Genomic DNA, 16302 nt, shown 5'->3' on the forward strand with positions numbered 1-16302 from the left:
TGCCGTGAGGCCCTCGAAGATGACGACCGCCGACGAGGTGGCGGCAGCAGACCGCACCCTGACGATCGGCTCGTGGACCATCACGATCGGCGCCGTCGTCTACAGCGTCCTGACCGTCACCCCGCTCATGGCCGGGCACACCCCGCCCGGCTGGATCTGGACCTCGCCGATCCTGCCGCTCGTCGTGGACTCGGCGGTCATCATCGTCACCCGCCTCGACGCCGCCCTGGCCCGGCTAAACGCTCAGGCCGCCCGGGACGGCATCCGGCCCAAGCGGGCCGTGTGGCCGTTCATCCTCCGCTGGATCACCGGGCTGATGACGCTCGTACTGAACGTCGGCGACGCCGCGCTGGCGGGTGACCTCGTCGGTGTGGGTGTTCATATGCCGGCCCCGCTCCTGCTGATCGTGAACGCGGAGGCGGCCCTCGCCTACCGCCGGGCGATCGCCACGGCGCAGGCCCGGATCGACCGTGAACAGCGCGCGAAGGAAGACCGTGAACGCGCCGAGCGCATGGAGCGTGAACGCCTCGCGCGGGAGGAACGGGAGCGTGAACGCGCCCGCCGTGAACACCTTGAACGCGAAGCCGCTGAACGCGATGAACGTCGTGAACGGGCCGAGCGTGAACACGTGGTGCGGCTTGAACGCGAGGCCCGTGAACACGCCGCGCAGCAGGAGCGTGAACGCGCCGAGCGCGAGGAAGCCCGCGAACAGAAGGCCCGTGAACACCAGCTCGCCCTGGAGCGTGAGCGCCTCGCCGCCGAGGAGCGCAAGGCCGCCGCGGAGCGCGCCGAGAACACCCGGCGCGAGGAAGCCGCACGACAGAAGAGGCAGGCCGAAGAGGAGAAAGCCCGCGCCGAAGACGCACGGCAGGAAGCCGGCGAACGCGAGCGGCCCGCCCGTGAACAGCCGCCCGTGAACGATCTGAGCGCCACCGACCGTGCCCTCCTTGAACAGGCGATCACCGCTCGTGAACGCGAACAGCGCCAAGCCGTGAACACCCCCGTGAACACCCTCCAGCCCGTCGCGGTGAACGCCGTGAACGGCTCCAAGGACGCGGCCCGTGAACACCCCGCGCAGCCTGCCCGCACCACCCCGGCCGCCGCACCGAAGCGGCCCGTGAACACCCGCCCGGCCAAGACCGTGAACACCCAGAAGCTCCCCGAGCACGAAGCCCGCAAGACCGTTCACGAAAGCTTCGAAGCCGACCTCAGCGTCCGCGAAGCCGCCGAACTCACCGGCTGGTCCGTCGGCTGGGTGAGCGCCCGATATCAGGAACTCAAGACCGCCGCCTGACCCCACACACCGAACTTGGAGACATCGAATGGCCGTCAACGGAAAGCGGATTCCGCGGATTCCGCAGCCCCCGGACAACTTCCTGCCGCCGGGCGTGTGGGCGGACCGCCCCCGACTCAAGCAGTCCTCGCCGCGCGAGCGGGCCGAGGCCCGTGAGGCGAAGCGCAACCGCACCACCTACAAGACCAAGAGCCGCACGAAGGAGTACCACGTCCACATCGACAACCGCCGCGGCCCGATTGCGGCGGCTGGCGGGGGCGGGCAGTGGGGCCGCCAGCAGGGCATCGGCGACATCGGGGTGGTGTCCGCCTCGGGGCTGAGGGCGCTCTGTGAGCGGGGCCGGCGGGTATTGCGCGACGCGAGCGTCGATATCGCCTACGCCGAGGAGACGTTGCGCACGGCCCTGCGGAAGGTGCCACCGCGTCCCGGGGAGGGCCGTTCGGCCGCATGGGTACGCGCCAACAAGACCGCGCGCGGCCTGAAGCGGGCCAAGAACGCAGCTCAGGCCGGGTCGGCACACATGGCCGCGACGTGGATCACCTACACAGTGGAGTACGAGCCGGAGCTGAACCAGTTCGGCGGACCGCGGCCACAGCCTCAGAGCCGCCAGGCCATGGACTTCGGGGCGTGACGTGATGGCGCAGCAGCAGGCCACCGAGGTCCCGCAGGGCAGCGGCAAGATGCCCGCGGTCCTGACCTTCCTCAACCGCAAGGTCATCCCGCACACGCCGCCGTTCGCGGTGTGGCTGGCCGAATGGCCGGTCGCCGCCCTGGCGCACCTGCAATGGGGCGGCTCGCCCACCGCGTCGGCCGTGCTGTCGCTCATCTCCGGCGGCCTGACCTGGCACACCTGGTACGTCGGCCGGGATGCGAAGAAGCAGCGGCAGGCGCAGGCCACGGTCACCGTCGGCGCGGCGACCGGCTGGTTCACCGCCGCCACGATCGCCGGGGCCACCGATCCGACGCTGGTCAACGCCTGGCTGATGGGCGGCCCGGCCCTCGCCCTCGCCTGGTCGATCAAGATGACGATGCGCACCAACCCCGACCGGCAGCAAAGCGGCGACGAGACGGAGAAGACCCTCTGGTCGAAGATCGGGCTGGGGCGGGCCAAGGCCAAGGAGATCCGCGCCGAACCCAACAAGGTCGTCATTCCCATGCAGCTGGACGCAGGGGTCCAGACCCAGGAAGACGCCGCCAAGGCGGGCTCTCGCCTCGCCTCGGCGGTCGGCGTGCGGCCCAATGCGGTGCGCTGGCAGCCCGACCCCGAAGACGCCTCCCAGGGCACGTACACGCTGGTCATCGACGACATGCTCAAGGAACCCACCCCGTGGCCGGGCCCGTCCTGCCCCGGCGGCAGCATCGCCGACGCCCCGGTCCCGGCCGGCGTGTACGAGGACTATGGAACCGCGGACATCTGGTTCCCCGGCGACGAGACGGACGGGCGCAACGCCGCCCACTACCAGTTCATGGGCATGACCGGCGCCGGAAAGTCCCAGGGCGGCCGGGTCATTCTCGTCGACCTGATGACCCGCCGCGATGTGTGCCTGTGGCTGTTCGACCCGTCCAAAGGCGCGCAGACCTTCGGGCCGATCCTGCCCGGCGCGGACTGGGCTCTGCTGACGATGAAGGAGTGCAAGGCCGGTATCGCCGTCCTCCCCGATGTGATCACCGCGCGGGCGAACGAGCTGGGCAAACACGGCTACGACCAGTGGACCCCCGAGGCGGGCGAGAAGCTCGGCATGCCCTACCTGGTCTGCTGGTTCGAGGAGGTCGCCAAGCTGTTCCGGGACGGCGTCGACCTGGCGCCCGTTGCCCAGGAGGCCCGCTCGGCCGGCATCTCGCTGGTGTTCTCCCTGCAGCGTTCCTCCCACACGTCGATGGACACCGACGTCCGGGGCAACATCACCGGCGCGGCCGTGTTCGGCACCAACAGCTCCGTCGACTCCGGCTTCGCCCTGTCCGATGACACCATCGACGCCGGAGCCCGGCCCGAACTGTGGCGCAACCGCAAGGCCGGCTACTGCTACATCGAAGGCCCCGGCATCGACGAGCAGCGCTACGCCACCCCGGTGCGCACCTACCTGCTGGACAAGGAGGTGGCGGCGAAAGCCGTAGCGGCCTACCGCAACGTGCGCCCCGCGGACGCCGGGCAGGTCACGGCCGAGGCCGCCGGTCCGGCCTACGCCCACCGGGTCCGCTACGCCGGCGCCGAGGATGCCGCAGCAGCCCAGAGCGCAGCCGCGGGCGACGACTCCGACCCCGACCTGGACCCCGAGGACGACGCGCTGTGGGGCGACGGCGAGGAGGCCGCCGTGGCCCGCCGCATCGATATCGACCAGGAGCTGCCGCCGCACACCGGCCGCGACTGGCACTTCGGCGAGCAGCAGCGCGACACCAAGACGCGCGAGCAGGCGTTGGCGGCCCTCAACGAGGTGCTGGCCGAGTTCGCCGCCCGCGGCCAGATGGAGTTCGGGCCGAAGGAGGTGACGCCCGAGTTGCCGCGGATCGGCAAGACCTCCTCGTGGGTGCGCAGGGAGCTTCCCAAGCTCGTGGCGCAGGGCGTCCTCGCCGACACCGACGAGGCCGGCGTGTACCGCATCATCAAGACCCTCGCCGGGGCCGGAACAGGGCCCTGACCTGCTGGAACAGCGCGGAACAGTGGCGGAACAGGGCCTGCGCAGCACGGAACAGGCACCGAACAGCGGCGGAACAGCCAACGGAACAGCTCTGACCTCATGGAACAGCGCAAATGTCCTGTTCCGCCGACGGAACAGCGCCGCCTCAAATCCGTAACGCGCGCGCGAGAACCGCCCACGGAACAGCGACGGAACAGCGCACCGAACAGCAAGGAACAAACCACCACAAAAAGGAGCCTGAAATGACCTTCGGTCCACCCCGCTACACCTGGACCGCGACCACCGCCCGGGAAGCCTCGGGGGTGCTGCAGGCGGCCACCGACCTCCTCGACGCGCACATCGGGACGCTCCGGCTCTCGGTGACCGACGGGGAGAGCCAGTACGAGACGGAGCGCCGCACGCCCGTCCGGCTGGAAGTCAGCTTCGACCTCAGCACGGCTGCCGAGTGCATCAACGCCGCGCGCACCGAAGCGCTTCCGCTGCCTGAATGGCCGAGGGCCGACGCCCTGGAGTCGGAACCGAAGCTGGGCAAGCACCAGGCGCGAGGACTGATGTGGGACTTGATCCATCAGTTCGCCGAAGAGGGGCGCCGAATGATCGGCCCCAAGGACTTCACCACCTACCTGCCCCGGCTGACGCGCTCTCGCCCCTGGGTCGTAGCCGAGCTGCAACGCCTGGTCGCCGACGGCGTCATCGAAGCAGGCCGCAGCGGCGAGTACCTGCTCAACGGGGGCGTCTTCGCCGTCCACCGCCCGGAGGCGCCGTGAGGCTGGCCCACACGATCGTCGACACCCTCATCTTCGTGATCCACGCCGTAGCTCTCGGCCTCGCCCTGTGGATCTTCGGGAGCAGTCTGCCCGGCCCTGTCATGGTCCTGCTCATCTGCCTGACCGCCGCCGCCGACCTGGCCGCCACCGTCCCGCTGGGACGGCTCGCCAACACCATCCGCGCCAACACCCGCCTGTAGGAGGACCCATGTTCCGAGGAAGCGCCCGCGAGCTACGTCGCCGCGAGAAGCAGGCCGCCGAGTACGCGGCTCAGGTCACCGAACTCCTTAACAAGATCGACGACCTGAAGTGCGGGGCGATCCTCTTCCATCCCGGCACCCTCGCCGGCCCCGGCTTCGCCATCCGCCGTATCGGCGACCGCTGGACCCTCAACGCCTAAGGAGAACGTCATGCCCGAGCGATGCCTCCCCTGCGAGGAGCACGCGAAGCTCCACAAGTGGAATGTGGGCTTCGGAGCCGCCAACGAACCCTGCGACCAATGCGAGCAGCACGCCCGGATGCACGCCGCTGAGAGCGGCTGCGGCGGCGCCCTCGTAATGCTCCTGGCCTGCGCCGGGCTGCTGCTGGCACGGAAGAAGCGCTGACCCGACCGTTCCGTAAAGGCCTGCCCGTGCGGGCCCAACGTCACCATCCACGCACCACACCCAGGAGGAGACATGCCCAAGAACGCCCGCTACGAGGCCGAGGTGGACCTCGAACTGTCCGACGGCACGCGCGTCACCTACCGCGGCGACGGCGTAGGCCCCGACGAGAGCGGCGATCAGCTCTTGGACGGCGTGGAGCAGGCAGCCCTGGCCGAAGAGCCCGGTGCCCGCGTCATCAGCTCCCGGGCCCGCCGCGCCTGACCGTTGCCCGATCCGCCCGTCTCGCACGGGCGGTGAGGGGAGCCGGGACAGTCCCGGTGCCGAGAGGAGTGCACATGTCCAAGAAGACCGACGCCAAGCAGGCCCGCGAGGACTACCGGGCCAAGAAGACCGAGCACAACGCCCGCTTCAACCACGCCGACGCCGACCCGAACAGCGCCGACTTCGTGACCTCGAACGACGCCGTGGCCGACGCCGCCCGCCGCGTGTCGTGGTGGCGGCGCTGACCGGCCGCCCCCGATCCGCCGGTCGCGTACCGGCGGTGAGGAGGACGCCGGGCAACCCGCCCGACGCCAACCCGAAGGAGAACCCGTGTCCGTACACATGAGCATGCCGTCCGACAGCACCCGCACACCGGAGGAGGACCAGCTGCTGGCGCAGATGCGGCAGCAGGCCGCCGACCGGGACGCCGTTTACCCGCCCGGCCGATACACCGTCGAGCTGGAGATCGAGTGCCCGGCCAGCGCGGTGCCCGAGCTGAAGGAGACAGCCAGCCGCCACGGCGACCGCGCCGTCACCGTCGTCGGCCCGCTCGACATCACCACCATGGACGTCGCGATGGGCCACCGCGAGCTGGCCCGCGAGGTCGTGTCTGACGTGCTGGCCGGCCTGTTCCGCTGGGACTTCGGCAGCGGCCCCGTCACCATCCGCCGCTTCGGTGCCGTCCCCGGCCACCTGACCCGCCTGACCGACGCTGTCCCGGCCCCCACCGCCGCCTGAAAGGAGACCGCCATGTCCGAGAGCGACTACGAAGGCACGCCTGAGGAGCAGGACACCGCCGAGTCGGCGCAGCTGCGCCCCATGCGGTGGGCCTACGAGACCGACGACACCACCGACGAGCAGTAAGGAGCCGGCTGTGTCCGTCACCACCGAGACCTGTTTCGTGGCCCGCTGCGACGTCTGCGGCACCGGTTGGGGCGAAGGTTTCACTGCGCACTTCGCCACCGTCGACGAGGCGTACAAGGCCGTCAGCGCCGACCCCGCGTGGACCACCGACGGCGACCGCATCGTGTGCCACCTCAGCGGCTGGATCAACACCGCGCACCAGGCCGCCATCGACGCGATGCCCGGACGCGACGCCTTCACCCAGCGTTTCGCCAGCACCGACACCAACCGCCCCTGAAAGGAGCCCCGATGTCCCCGCAGCTGCCGCCCGACCCGCAGCACCAGTACGGCGGGCAGCAGCTGCCCGTCCCCGCCCACCACCGCCCCCCGAACGTCCTGTACGACTCGGAAGGGAGGCCCGTGCACTTCACGATCGGACAGCCCCCGCAGCCGACGCCGGTCGTCGTGCAGGCGCCCGTACAGCAGGGCCTGCCGCCCGACCTGCAGCGCCTCGTCATCATCACGTTTCTGATTCTCGCCGTCATCGTCGTATGCACCGGCGCGCTCGTCGCCATCGTCGTCATGATGGGCGGCACCCTCATGGGCATCATCGGCACCGTCGGCGACAACCTCCCGTTCATCGGCGTCACGTTCATCGGCCTTGTCCTCGCCGCCGGATGGGCCGTCTCCAAGCTCCGCGGCATCAACTCGAAGGAGAAATGACCATGGCAGCGCAGTACCCCCGGGAAGACGGTCGTCCTCTGCCGGACTGGCCCCGCCTTCCGCTGGACGACCGGGAGCACCTGGCCACCCAGGCCCCCTACCGCCTCCAGACCATCATGTACGCCACCCACGTAGGCGAGGTGCCCGCGGACCACTTCGCCGCGGCCGTCGCCGACGCAGACCGGAAGCTGCAACAGCTACTGGCCGACGAGCCCGAAGCCCGGCAGTACTTCGGCGACCTGACGTTCGCCGGAGTCGCCCACGAGCCGGACCCGATGGTCGCCGCCGAGCGGGAGTACTACCTGTGCGACGCCCTGATCGAGTACGGCAACCAGCATCACGGCTCGGTGTGGAACCTGCCCGTGCTGGACCCCGCCCTCTACGGACAGTTCGAGGAGGGCTGATTGTCGTCTGTGCTTGACCGCCGATCACCGCTATGTCACAGTGACCGCAGGCGCCAGTAGTGTGCCCTTCAACCACCAGGAGCCCCCGACACCCGTCGGGGGCTTTCTGCATGCCGGGGGAGGTGCTGCCATGCGCCCGCACGACCTCTACCCCGACGACCTCGTCTACGCCCACGAAGCCGAACGCCTCACCGGCGTCCCCATGACGGTCATCCGCAAGTGGGCCTCACGAGGCCGCATCCAGCGCTTCCGCGGCGACGGCCGGCCCACCGGACTCGGCCACGCAGCCCGCACCATGTACGCCCTCCCCGAAATACGGGCCCTCGCCGCCACCTACCGGCCCACACCCCAACGCGCACCCCACGCCGCCTGACCCCCGATACGGGCCCGACGTCCCCCCAGGACGGGCCCCGCCTGCTGCCCGGCACCACGGCGGCCCACTGGGCAGCAGGCACCCCAGCGTCCGCCGCCCGACAAGGAGCCGGGCAGGGCCCCCACCGTGCTTTCACGGACGCGGTGCGGCCGAGCGGCGGACCCAGACCGAGAGGAGCCGGCGTGGCAGACAACCTCAGCGGGACCGCCGAGAACCGCATGCTCGACTGGCTCTTCGGCAACTCGACGACCGCCCCCGTCACGCCGATCAAGGTTGCGCTGGTGACCGCGAACGGCGATGACGTGACCGCGGGCACCGAAGTCACCGGCGGGTCGTACTCGCGAAAGACCGTCACGGTCGCCGCAGCGGCCTCCGGCGCCGTCTCCAACAGTGCGGACCTTGTGTGGAGCGGCATGCCCGCCTGCACGGTCGTCGGTGTGGAGATCTGGGACTCGGCCGGAACGCCGGTCCGTTGGGCCTACGGTGCGCTCACCGCGAGCCGGGTCGTGGCAGCTGGGGATGACTTCAAGGTGCCCGCCGGATCGCTATCGCTCACGCTGGCGTAGGAGCAGGTCATGGGCCTGATCTCCAGCCTGGTCGACAACTTCAATGACAACGTGATCGGCCCCGAGTGGGGCAACTACTACGGAGGCGTCAGCGAGATCGGGGGCCGCGCCCGTGTGCCGTGCACGACCGGATTCGCGGGCTACCAGAGCGCCTACCAGTGGACGCTCGCGGGCAGCTCGGTGTACGTGCAGGTCCCGACCCGGCCCGCAGCCAGCGGCGCCACGGAGGCGTACTGCGCTTTCATGGTCAACTCCGGTACGGACGGTACCCGTATCGGCTTCACGATCAACATGGTCACGACCATGCTCCGCATGCAGAACGACGTCGGCTACTTCGACGCGACCGCCGTGGAGATCGCCTACAGCGGCACCACCCACCTGTGGCTCCGCATCCGCGAGACCGGCGGCAACGTGCTGTGGGACACGTCGCCCGACGGCAGCACCTGGACGAACCGCAGGACCCTCGCGACCCCGAGCTGGGTGACCACCGGGATCGACACCTGCGCCCTCGACTTGAGCGCCCACCGCTCCAGCGGCACCACCGACTACGCCGAGTACGACCGCGTCAACACGCTCAGCACCGCCGGAATCGTCGAAGGCGCCGCGGCCTTGACCGCGCAGAGCGGCATGACTGCGGCCAGCACGCGCACCGCCGTCAGCGGCTTCGCTGCCACCGCACAGAGCGACCTGGCCGTCGGCACCCGCCTCACCGCCACCGCAGCCGCCGCCCTCACAGGCAGCAGCAGCCTCACCGCCGCGCCCGACGGAGCCGACACCAACGACGTGGACATCACCGTCGGCCAACCCGAGTCCCGGTGGGTGGTGAGCGAGCCATGGTGACCCGCGCAGAGACGTCCACCGAGTACGTGCACGTCGGAGTCACCATGAAAATCGCGGGGGCCCCGATCACCGCTTCCGCCCCGCCGAAAATGGCGTTCCTCGCGGGAGGCGGCAACCCTGCGACCAGCGACTGGTACACCGGCGAATGGGCCGGCTCCACCGCCAGGCTCCTCGTCGGGCCTGTCGGCGGGGCCCTCACCCTCACGCCCGGCACGTACTGGGTGTGGCTCACCTGGACCGCCGGAGCGGAGACGCCGGTATGGCGCTCAGGACAGATCAAGGTCATCTGACCCGTTCCCCTCGTGCGGCTCGTGCGCCACTATGGCGCTCACCAACCGCGCACCGATGGGGGACGCCATGTTCGGCTCGAAGAAGACCGATGAAGAGAAGGCCGCCAAGGCCCGCGCCAACAAGATCCGGACAGCGGCTGCGGCAGCAGGCGTCACCGTCATGGGCGGCAAAGTCCACTCGCCCAACCAGGAGCCGGTGCCCCTTGACGGTGCGCGCGTCACCATCGAACGCGGCGAAGAAGCCGGCAAGCGCGTGACCGCGACCCGAGTCCTGCTCACCGGCCTGTTCGCCCTGGCCCTCAAAAAGGACATGAACCAGCTGTTCATCACCATCGAAGGCGCCGACGGAGGTGTCCTCCTCCAGCCCGTGCCCGCGCGCAAGGAAGCCCCGGCGCGCGTCTTCGCCACCCTCGTCAACGGTGAGGCCACTGGCGTGAGCAAGCCCAACGACTGACCAGCCCAGGAGGGCCCGATGCCCCGCGTCTCCATCCCCGTCACGCAGATCACCAGGGCTGGCGTCGCCCCCGCGACCGAAGTCAACGGCGACGCGACCAACAACCACAGCGTGAACAACGACGGCTCGGTATGGCTCGAAGTCCGCAACAGCGGGTCCACCGTGTCCCGCACCGTCTCCGCCCTCTTCGCCAGCACGGTGGACGGAGTGGCCGTGCCCGCCAAGACATGGTCCATCCCCACCTCGGCATCCCGCAGGATCGGCCCCTTCCCCACACGCCTGTACGGCACCACCCTGCAGATCGACGTGGACAACGCCGAACTGAAGCTCTCCGCCTACAAGGTGGCTGTCCAGGGATAGGACCGGTGCGTATCCGCATCAGCGACGGTACCCACGAGGTCGAGATCGAAGAGGCGGGCAAGGCCGCCCCACCCCTGGCCGACCTTGAAGCCGCGGCCGGGCGCCTGCTCGTCCAGCTGCGGCAGTCCGACGCCGGGGAACCAGTGCCGCGCGCACCCTTCGGCTTCGACAACACCCTCGACGGCGCCAGCCTCGACAGCAGCACCGAGCGCGCCGAACCCTACGACGACGGCCGCGACTACGAGGACGACGAATGAGCGGCGGATGGACAGGCAGCAACCGGCGCAACGAACTGCCGGCCGACTGGTACACGCGGATCCGCCCGGCGATCCTCGAACGCGACGGCCATCGATGCCAGTCCTGCGGCCGGCCCGCGACCGACGTGGATCACATCGGCGATAAGCACGACCACCGACCATGCAACCTGCAGGCTCTATGCGGATGGTGTCATCGGCACAAGACCTCTCAGCAGGGCAACAGGTCACCGAACCGCAGGCGGGACACCGAGGCCCGGACCGGGGAGCGGCATCCCGGCCTCACGTGAGCACTGCGGCAGCGTGCGCATCGCCCGCCCGCAGTGATCTTGGGCCCCTGGCCCACCCTCCCCTCCCCGGGGGCCCTGGAGCCCGGGGAGGTGCTGCGGCTGAGGCCGGGTACGGGTCTGGGGATCTTGGCTCCAGGAGCCGCTGAGCGGGCTTCTGACGGCCGACCAGGGCAGGTCCGGGATGTTTCGAGGTGGGTTCAGGCAGACGGCCATACAGCCCCTTGACCCTGAACGGCGCCTCGCTGGAACTCGGTAAAGCGCTGGTCAGGGTGTGGATTGCCGTTACACACCAAGGTAGACTGGAGTCATGAAGACGAAGCGATGCGAGCGGTGCGGCGACCACCTGGCGGCACGCCACGCCCACAACGCCCGCTTCTGTTCGACCCGCTGCCGAGTCGCCGCGCATCGCGCACGCCGCGCACTGCCGACTGAGCTGACCTCCCGGCCGCGGTGGGTTCGCCGCACCGCGGCGAAGGTGCCCGTCACCACCTGCGGAGGTGCGGCGAGCAGCACGGACCCGGCGACGTGGACCTCGCACCGCCGGGCCGCCGCCAGCAAGGCCGGTGCCGGACTGGGCTTCGTCCTCGACGGCGACGGCATCGTCTGCGTGGATCTGGACCACTGCCTCGCCGGGGAAGGGGAACTGGCCGCATGGGCACGCCGGATCGTGGACCTGGCGCCCGGCTGCTGGATCGAGCGGTCGGCGTCGGGAGACGGCCTGCACATCTGGGGCCGCGGCCGGCTGGAGCGCGGACGGCGCTTGTCCGTCGACGGCGGCTCGGTCGAGCTGTACGCCGACGGCAGGTACATCGCGGTCACCGGCGACACGTGGGGCGACACGCCCCGTCGCCTCGGTGACCTCTCTGGATTGATCGACGCGCTGCTGTAGCTGCCCGACACGGGTGTGTTGCGGCGTACCCGACACGGGAGGTACGGACATGGCCGGTATGGGGCCGCCCCCGAAGGATCCGAGCAGGCGGGCTCGGCGCAACAAGGACCTGCAGGCGCAGACCATCCTGCGGTTCGAGAAGGCGGAAGCGCCCGAACTGCCGGACTTTCGCATCAAGAACGATGAGGGCCGGTCGGTGAAGTTCCGCTGGCCGGAGCGCACCCGGGCATGGTGGGCGACGTGGGTGGCCTCGCCGCAGGCGGAGCATTTCTCCTCGACGGACTGGGAGTTCCTCCTCGATACGGCGCTGATTCACGCGAAGGTGTGGAGCGGTGACCTATCGGCTGCCCCGGAGTTGCGGCTACGAGTGGCCAAGCATGGAGCCACGATGGAGGACCGGGCCCGGCTGCGCATGCAGTTCGCCGCGGCGGATGAGGCGGACGCGAAGCGCCCGGAGCCGGGCAGCAGCGCGAAGGCCCGGTACGGAACTCTGCATGCTCTGCCCACGAACCGCGGCAAGAAGGCGGCCGGCGGGGAGCCCTGATGCCCTGGCGGGGGCCTGAGTTCGAGGGCGAACTGCCGACGCTGGGCTATGCCGTTCTGGACTGGATCCTGGAGATGCTCGCGGCTCCAGATCGCCCCGAGTACGAGCCGTTCGTTCCGACCCGCGAGCAGGCGGAGTTCATCCTCCGCTTCTATGAGCTGCACCCTGGCACGGGCAAGCGGCGCATCCGGCGTGGGGTCCTGAGTCGCCCACGTGGGTGGGGAAAGTCGCCGCTGCTGGCGGCGATTGCTTGCGCCGAGGCGCTCGGCCCGGTGGTCCCGGACGGCTGGGACGCGAGCGGCGAGCCGGTCGGCACGGGCTGGGACCGGATTCGCACCCCGCTGGTGCAGGTGGCGGCTGTATCCGAAGACCAGACGCAGAACACGTGGGCGCCACTGCTGGAGATGCTCCGGCTCGGCCCGGTGATCGATGAGTATCCGGGGCTGGAGCCGCTGGACACGTTCGTCAATCTGCCCCGGGGGAAGATCGACCAGGTCACTTCGTCGGCCACCTCACGCAAGGGCAACAAGGCGCTGTTCGCGGTACTTGATCAGACCGAGGAGTGGACGCCGAGCAACGGCGGCAAGCGACTCGCGCAGGTGATGCGGTCGAACGCGGCGAAGATCGGAGGGACGACGCTGGAGTCCCCGAACGCCTACATCCCCGGTATGGGGTCGGTGGCCGAGGAGACGGCGGCGTTCGCCAAGGCGATAGCCGAGGGCCGCACTCGTGAGGACGGGCTGTTGTGGGACCACCGGGAGGCGCCGCCGGAGACCGATCCGACGGACCGTGAATCGCTGGTGGCCGGCTTGCGCTACGCCTACGGGGACAGCTCGGATCACGAGGGCGGGTGCGTGCTGCATTCGCCGCCGTGCCCGCCGGGCTGGTCGCCGATCGAGCGGCTGGTCGGGGATTTCTGGGACACGTCGAACGATCCGCAGGTGATGCGCTCGGACTTCCTGAACCAGATCACTCATGCCAGTGACAGCTGGCTGTCGCAGCCGGAGTGGGCCGGGTGCTCGGACGCGGCCCGGGTGGTCGCCGACGGGGACACCGTCGTGCTCGGCTTCGACGGCTCCCGGGCGCGGGCCCGCGGCGTGACCGACGCGACCGCGCTGGTCGGCTGCCGTGTCTCGGACGGGCACCTGTTCCTCCTGGGCTGCTGGGAGCAGCCGGAGGGCCCGGCCGGGCAGGACTGGCGTGTGCCGGTCCTAGAGGTGCTGGCCTCCGTGGAGGAGGCGTTCTCCCGCTTCCGGGTGGTCGGCATGTACGCGGACCCCGCCAAGTGGGAGGGCCACGTCGCGGACTGGGAGGCCCGGTGGGGCGCCGGGCTGAAGGTGAAGTCAACCCGGGACCATCCCGTCGAGTGGTGGATGACCGGCGGCCGCTCCAATTTGATCGTCCGCGCCTTGGAGAAGTTTCACTCCGCGGTTCTGGACAAGGAGTTGACGCACGACGGGTCGAGCACGCTGGCCCGGCATGTGCTGAACGCTCGTCGCCGTAAGGGCCGTTCCGGCATTCAGATCATGAAGGAGCATCCGGACTCCGCACGGAAGATCGACGCCGCGATCGCGTCGGTGCTGGCGTGGCAGGCCCGGCTGGACGCGGTAGCCAAGGGGTTGGCCGAGGAAGAGCAGCCGATGGGCGGCTTCACGTTCTAAAGCGAAGGCGGGGTGACGCCGTGCTGGACGACACCCCGGGAACACCGGACTGGTGGCTGCTCAGGCTGGGCCGCAGGCTGCGGGACCGGCGCAAGGAGCTGGACCGCTGGTGGAACTACTACCGGGGGCGGCATCCGCTGCCGTCGCTGCCGAAGAACGCCGCTGCGGCGTTCCTGGAGTTCCAGCGCAAGTCCCGGACGAACTTCTGCCGGCCGGTGGCGGACGCACCGGTACACCGTCTGCAGGTGCTCGGGGTGACCGACGGGCAGGGCGAGCCGGACGATGATGCGCTGCGCTGGTGGCAGGCGAACAAGCTGGACTCGCGGCAGAAGCTGCTGTACCGGACGGTGATGGCGCAGGCGCAGGCATACGTCATCGTGGGGCCGCATCCGCGGCGCACGGAAGGGGACGGCAGGCCGGCGCCACTGATCACCGCGGAGCATCCGCGGCAGGTCATCGTCGAGCACGACCCCGCCACGGGCGAGCGGGCCGCCGCGCTGAAGGCGTGGTGGGACGACGTGGACCGGATCGGCCGGGCGACCGTGTTCCTGCCCGGCGGACTGCAGCGCTACGTGACCGCGCGCCGCGGCGGCATGGTGCTGCCGTGGGGTGCGGAGTCGTGGGAGCTGGACGGCGAGTTCGAGGAGCACGATCTGGGGGCGGTGCCGGTCGTGCCGTTTGAGTGCCGACCGGGCCTGATGGAGGACCCGGAGCCGGAGTTCGCCGGTGTGCTCGACATCCAGGACCGCATCAACCTGGGCGTGCTGAACCGGATGACAGCGGCCCGCTACTCGGCGTTCCGGCAGGGTTTCGTGACCGGTCACAAGTTCCGTAAGCGGGTGGACCCGGCGACGGGGCTGGAGACGGTGGAGATGCCGTTCGTGCCGTCGCCGTCGGCGCTGTGGGCCTCCGAGGGCGAGAACGTAAAGTTCGGGCAACTGGATGCCACCGACCTGTCCGGCTTCCTGAAGGAGCACGAGTCGGACGTGCGGGACATGTTGGTGCTCTCCCACACCCCTGCCTACTACTTCGCCTCCGACCTGGTGAACATCAGCGCCGACACGGTCAACGCCCTGGACGTCAACCATCTGGCCAAGGTCGGCGAGCATCAGGCCGCGCTCGGGGAGGCGTGGGAGGACGTCTTCGCGCTCGCGGCCGCGCAGGCTGGCATCGACCGGGACTACGCGCAGGCGGAGGTCCGGTGGGCTGATCCGCGCCGCCTGAACCCGTCGGTGATCGCGGATGCGGCGACGAAGAAGCACAGCGTCGGCTACCCGCTGTCGATCCTGGCCGAGGACATGGGCGAGTCGCCGCAGCGGGTGCGTCGCATCGCCTCGGAGGCCGCCGGCGCGGCGCTGCTGTCCGCTCCTGCCGGATCGGCGGCTGAGACGGGTGCCTCATGAGCGAGGTGACCCAGGCGGCCCTCGACGCCCGGTACACGAGCGTGACCGTCGCTCTTCGCCAGCGACTGCTGGCGCTGGCCGGGCAGCTGTTCGGCGCCACAGGAACCTACCGGGACGCGGACGCGGACGCGTTCGTCGAACGGGTCCTGCCCGTGGTGCTGGGGGCGCAGCGTCAGGTGGGCGCCCTGACGGACGCCTACTTGACGCAGATGGTGGCGGACATGTTCGGCGGCGCGGCGCTGGCCCGGGGCGTGGAGCTTCCGGCGGCGCTGCGGGGCACGCCGCCCGAGGAGGTCTACCGGCGTCCGTTCGTGACGGTGTGGACGGCGCTGTCGCAAGGCAAGCCGCTGGCGGAGGCGGTCCGGCAGGGCCGGGACCGGCTGGCGTCGATCGCGGCCACCGATCTGCAGCTGGCGCGCCGGGAGGCGACCCGCCAGTCGCTTGCCGGGGACAGCCGGGTGCAGTTCTACCGGCGCTTCCTGCGCGGGTCGGGCAACTGCGCCCTGTGCGTGATCGCCTCGACGCAGCGGTACCGCAAGGAACGGCTGATGCCCATCCACCCAGGCTGCGACTGCGGCACCCGCCCCCTGGCGGCGGGCCAGGATCCGGGCCAGATCATCGACGCGGGGCTGCTGGAGGACGCGCACACCGCGGTCGCCAAGGCCACCGGACAGTCGGACCGCGGCGGCCGGCTGCCCGACTACCGGGACATCATCATCGACCGCCACCACGGCGAACTGGGCGAGCTGCTGGCCCTGCGCCGCCACGACTTCACCGGCCCCAAGGACATCCCCGGCCAGTGACCTGCGCGGCCGACACGGCCGTGCCCCCTTACACACCAGCCC

At 70.2% G+C, this 16302-nt stretch carries 25 protein-coding genes; all 25 read left to right on the forward strand.

Features of this window, described 5'->3' with window-relative positions:
- Nucleotides 1-4 precede the first annotated feature (4 nt).
- The 25 genes from IH45_RS0121395 to IH45_RS0121520 all read left to right on the forward strand — a co-directional run bounded on the left by IH45_RS0121395 (nt 5) and on the right by IH45_RS0121520 (nt 16260).
- A complete protein-coding gene (locus IH45_RS0121395) occupies nt 5-1294 on the forward strand; it encodes a hypothetical protein (protein ID WP_234440616.1) in 1290 nt (429 codons plus the stop codon).
- A gap of 28 nt (nt 1295-1322) precedes the next feature.
- Nucleotides 1323-1925 carry a hypothetical protein gene (locus IH45_RS0121400; protein ID WP_030670617.1) on the forward strand — a complete coding sequence of 201 codons (603 nt, stop codon included), beginning with the start codon at nt 1323-1325 and terminating at the stop codon, nt 1923-1925.
- Between the two features lie 4 nt (nt 1926-1929).
- Nucleotides 1930-3930, forward strand: coding sequence for an FtsK/SpoIIIE domain-containing protein (locus tag IH45_RS01000000143870; RefSeq protein WP_158813210.1), 2001 nt, complete (start codon nt 1930-1932; stop codon nt 3928-3930).
- 242 nt (nt 3931-4172) lie between these two features.
- On the forward strand, nt 4173-4697 hold the full coding sequence (locus IH45_RS0121410; RefSeq protein WP_030670621.1) for a hypothetical protein: 525 nt from the start codon (nt 4173-4175) through the stop codon (nt 4695-4697).
- A complete protein-coding gene (locus IH45_RS0121415) occupies nt 4694-4897 on the forward strand; it encodes a hypothetical protein (protein ID WP_030670624.1) in 204 nt (67 codons plus the stop codon). The genes IH45_RS0121410 and IH45_RS0121415 overlap by 4 nt, the downstream gene beginning before the upstream one ends.
- 8 nt (nt 4898-4905) lie before the next feature.
- Nucleotides 4906-5097 (forward strand): hypothetical protein, encoded by a 192-nt coding sequence (locus IH45_RS0121420; RefSeq protein ID WP_030670627.1) that lies wholly within the window; start codon nt 4906-4908, stop codon nt 5095-5097.
- A 10-nt stretch (nt 5098-5107) separates the two neighbouring features.
- The gene (locus tag IH45_RS0121425) at nt 5108-5302 is read left to right on the forward strand and encodes a hypothetical protein (protein WP_030670629.1); all 195 of its coding nucleotides are present in this window, start codon (nt 5108-5110) and stop codon (nt 5300-5302) included.
- Nucleotides 5303-5374: 72 nt separating this feature from the next.
- Entirely contained in the window at nt 5375-5563 is a 189-nt protein-coding gene (locus IH45_RS0121430; RefSeq protein WP_030670631.1) for a hypothetical protein, read from the forward strand.
- 74 nt (nt 5564-5637) lie between these two features.
- Nucleotides 5638-5808 (forward strand): hypothetical protein, encoded by a 171-nt coding sequence (locus IH45_RS1000000148840; protein WP_158813212.1) that lies wholly within the window; start codon nt 5638-5640, stop codon nt 5806-5808.
- A gap of 85 nt (nt 5809-5893) precedes the next feature.
- A complete protein-coding gene (locus tag IH45_RS0121440; RefSeq protein ID WP_030670633.1) occupies nt 5894-6301 on the forward strand; it encodes a hypothetical protein in 408 nt (135 codons plus the stop codon).
- Nucleotides 6302-6437: 136 nt separating this feature from the next.
- Nucleotides 6438-6704 (forward strand): hypothetical protein, encoded by a 267-nt coding sequence (locus tag IH45_RS0121450; RefSeq protein ID WP_030670635.1) that lies wholly within the window; start codon nt 6438-6440, stop codon nt 6702-6704.
- Nucleotides 6705-6715: 11 nt separating this feature from the next.
- Nucleotides 6716-7129 carry a hypothetical protein gene (locus IH45_RS0121455; protein WP_030670637.1) on the forward strand — a complete coding sequence of 138 codons (414 nt, stop codon included), beginning with the start codon at nt 6716-6718 and terminating at the stop codon, nt 7127-7129.
- 2 nt (nt 7130-7131) lie between these two features.
- Complete coding sequence (locus IH45_RS0121460) at nt 7132-7533, forward strand: hypothetical protein (RefSeq protein ID WP_030670640.1); 402 nt, start codon at nt 7132-7134, stop codon at nt 7531-7533.
- A 130-nt stretch (nt 7534-7663) separates the two neighbouring features.
- Nucleotides 7664-7906 (forward strand): hypothetical protein, encoded by a 243-nt coding sequence (locus IH45_RS0121465; RefSeq protein WP_030670643.1) that lies wholly within the window; start codon nt 7664-7666, stop codon nt 7904-7906.
- A 182-nt stretch (nt 7907-8088) separates the two neighbouring features.
- The gene (locus IH45_RS0121470) at nt 8089-8472 is read left to right on the forward strand and encodes a phage tail fiber protein (protein ID WP_030670646.1); all 384 of its coding nucleotides are present in this window, start codon (nt 8089-8091) and stop codon (nt 8470-8472) included.
- A gap of 9 nt (nt 8473-8481) precedes the next feature.
- Entirely contained in the window at nt 8482-9312 is an 831-nt protein-coding gene (locus IH45_RS1000000148845) for a hypothetical protein (protein ID WP_032917988.1), read from the forward strand.
- Complete coding sequence (locus IH45_RS01000000143880; protein WP_032917990.1) at nt 9306-9602, forward strand: hypothetical protein; 297 nt, start codon at nt 9306-9308, stop codon at nt 9600-9602. Before IH45_RS1000000148845 ends, IH45_RS01000000143880 begins: the two co-directional genes overlap by 7 nt.
- A gap of 31 nt (nt 9603-9633) precedes the next feature.
- Entirely contained in the window at nt 9634-10056 is a 423-nt protein-coding gene (locus tag IH45_RS0121480) for a hypothetical protein (protein ID WP_234440617.1), read from the forward strand.
- Nucleotides 10057-10074: 18 nt separating this feature from the next.
- The gene (locus IH45_RS0121485) at nt 10075-10416 is read left to right on the forward strand and encodes a hypothetical protein (RefSeq protein ID WP_030670653.1); all 342 of its coding nucleotides are present in this window, start codon (nt 10075-10077) and stop codon (nt 10414-10416) included.
- Nucleotides 10417-10421: 5 nt separating this feature from the next.
- The gene (locus IH45_RS0121490; RefSeq protein WP_030670656.1) at nt 10422-10673 is read left to right on the forward strand and encodes a hypothetical protein; all 252 of its coding nucleotides are present in this window, start codon (nt 10422-10424) and stop codon (nt 10671-10673) included.
- A gap of 594 nt (nt 10674-11267) precedes the next feature.
- Nucleotides 11268-11849 (forward strand): bifunctional DNA primase/polymerase, encoded by a 582-nt coding sequence (locus IH45_RS0121500; RefSeq protein ID WP_030670662.1) that lies wholly within the window; start codon nt 11268-11270, stop codon nt 11847-11849.
- A 49-nt stretch (nt 11850-11898) separates the two neighbouring features.
- Nucleotides 11899-12393 (forward strand): phage terminase small subunit, encoded by a 495-nt coding sequence (locus IH45_RS0121505; RefSeq protein WP_030670665.1) that lies wholly within the window; start codon nt 11899-11901, stop codon nt 12391-12393.
- A complete protein-coding gene (locus IH45_RS0121510) occupies nt 12393-14054 on the forward strand; it encodes a terminase (protein ID WP_030670667.1) in 1662 nt (553 codons plus the stop codon). The genes IH45_RS0121505 and IH45_RS0121510 overlap by 1 nt, the downstream gene beginning before the upstream one ends.
- Nucleotides 14055-14074: 20 nt before the next feature.
- A complete protein-coding gene (locus tag IH45_RS0121515) occupies nt 14075-15457 on the forward strand; it encodes a phage portal protein (protein WP_030670670.1) in 1383 nt (460 codons plus the stop codon).
- A complete protein-coding gene (locus IH45_RS0121520) occupies nt 15454-16260 on the forward strand; it encodes a hypothetical protein (protein ID WP_030670672.1) in 807 nt (268 codons plus the stop codon). The genes IH45_RS0121515 and IH45_RS0121520 overlap by 4 nt, the downstream gene beginning before the upstream one ends.
- Nucleotides 16261-16302 lie beyond the last annotated feature (42 nt).

Source organism: Streptomyces rimosus subsp. rimosus (assembly GCF_000720725.1).
In the GTDB taxonomy this organism is placed as follows: domain Bacteria; phylum Actinomycetota; class Actinomycetes; order Streptomycetales; family Streptomycetaceae; genus Streptomyces; species Streptomyces rimosus_A.

Coding starts and splice junctions, on each gene's coding strand:
- IH45_RS0121400 (WP_030670617.1), top strand. CDS start 1,323: ATGGCCGTCAACGGAAAGCGGATTCCGCGGATTCCGCAGCCCCCGGAC.
- IH45_RS01000000143870 (WP_158813210.1), top strand. CDS start 1,930: ATGGCGCAGCAGCAGGCCACCGAGGTCCCGCAGGGCAGCGGCAAGATG.
- IH45_RS0121410 (WP_030670621.1), top strand. CDS start 4,173: ATGACCTTCGGTCCACCCCGCTACACCTGGACCGCGACCACCGCCCGG.
- IH45_RS0121420 (WP_030670627.1), top strand. CDS start 4,906: ATGTTCCGAGGAAGCGCCCGCGAGCTACGTCGCCGCGAGAAGCAGGCC.
- IH45_RS0121425 (WP_030670629.1), top strand. CDS start 5,108: ATGCCCGAGCGATGCCTCCCCTGCGAGGAGCACGCGAAGCTCCACAAG.
- IH45_RS0121430 (WP_030670631.1), top strand. CDS start 5,375: ATGCCCAAGAACGCCCGCTACGAGGCCGAGGTGGACCTCGAACTGTCC.
- IH45_RS1000000148840 (WP_158813212.1), top strand. CDS start 5,638: ATGTCCAAGAAGACCGACGCCAAGCAGGCCCGCGAGGACTACCGGGCC.
- IH45_RS0121455 (WP_030670637.1), top strand. CDS start 6,716: ATGTCCCCGCAGCTGCCGCCCGACCCGCAGCACCAGTACGGCGGGCAG.
- IH45_RS0121460 (WP_030670640.1), top strand. CDS start 7,132: ATGGCAGCGCAGTACCCCCGGGAAGACGGTCGTCCTCTGCCGGACTGG.
- IH45_RS0121465 (WP_030670643.1), top strand. CDS start 7,664: ATGCGCCCGCACGACCTCTACCCCGACGACCTCGTCTACGCCCACGAA.
- IH45_RS1000000148845 (WP_032917988.1), top strand. CDS start 8,482: ATGGGCCTGATCTCCAGCCTGGTCGACAACTTCAATGACAACGTGATC.
- IH45_RS01000000143880 (WP_032917990.1), top strand. CDS start 9,306: ATGGTGACCCGCGCAGAGACGTCCACCGAGTACGTGCACGTCGGAGTC.
- IH45_RS0121480 (WP_234440617.1), top strand. CDS start 9,634: ATGGCGCTCACCAACCGCGCACCGATGGGGGACGCCATGTTCGGCTCG.
- IH45_RS0121485 (WP_030670653.1), top strand. CDS start 10,075: ATGCCCCGCGTCTCCATCCCCGTCACGCAGATCACCAGGGCTGGCGTC.
- IH45_RS0121500 (WP_030670662.1), top strand. CDS start 11,268: ATGAAGACGAAGCGATGCGAGCGGTGCGGCGACCACCTGGCGGCACGC.
- IH45_RS0121505 (WP_030670665.1), top strand. CDS start 11,899: ATGGCCGGTATGGGGCCGCCCCCGAAGGATCCGAGCAGGCGGGCTCGG.
- IH45_RS0121510 (WP_030670667.1), top strand. CDS start 12,393: ATGCCCTGGCGGGGGCCTGAGTTCGAGGGCGAACTGCCGACGCTGGGC.
- IH45_RS0121520 (WP_030670672.1), top strand. CDS start 15,454: ATGAGCGAGGTGACCCAGGCGGCCCTCGACGCCCGGTACACGAGCGTG.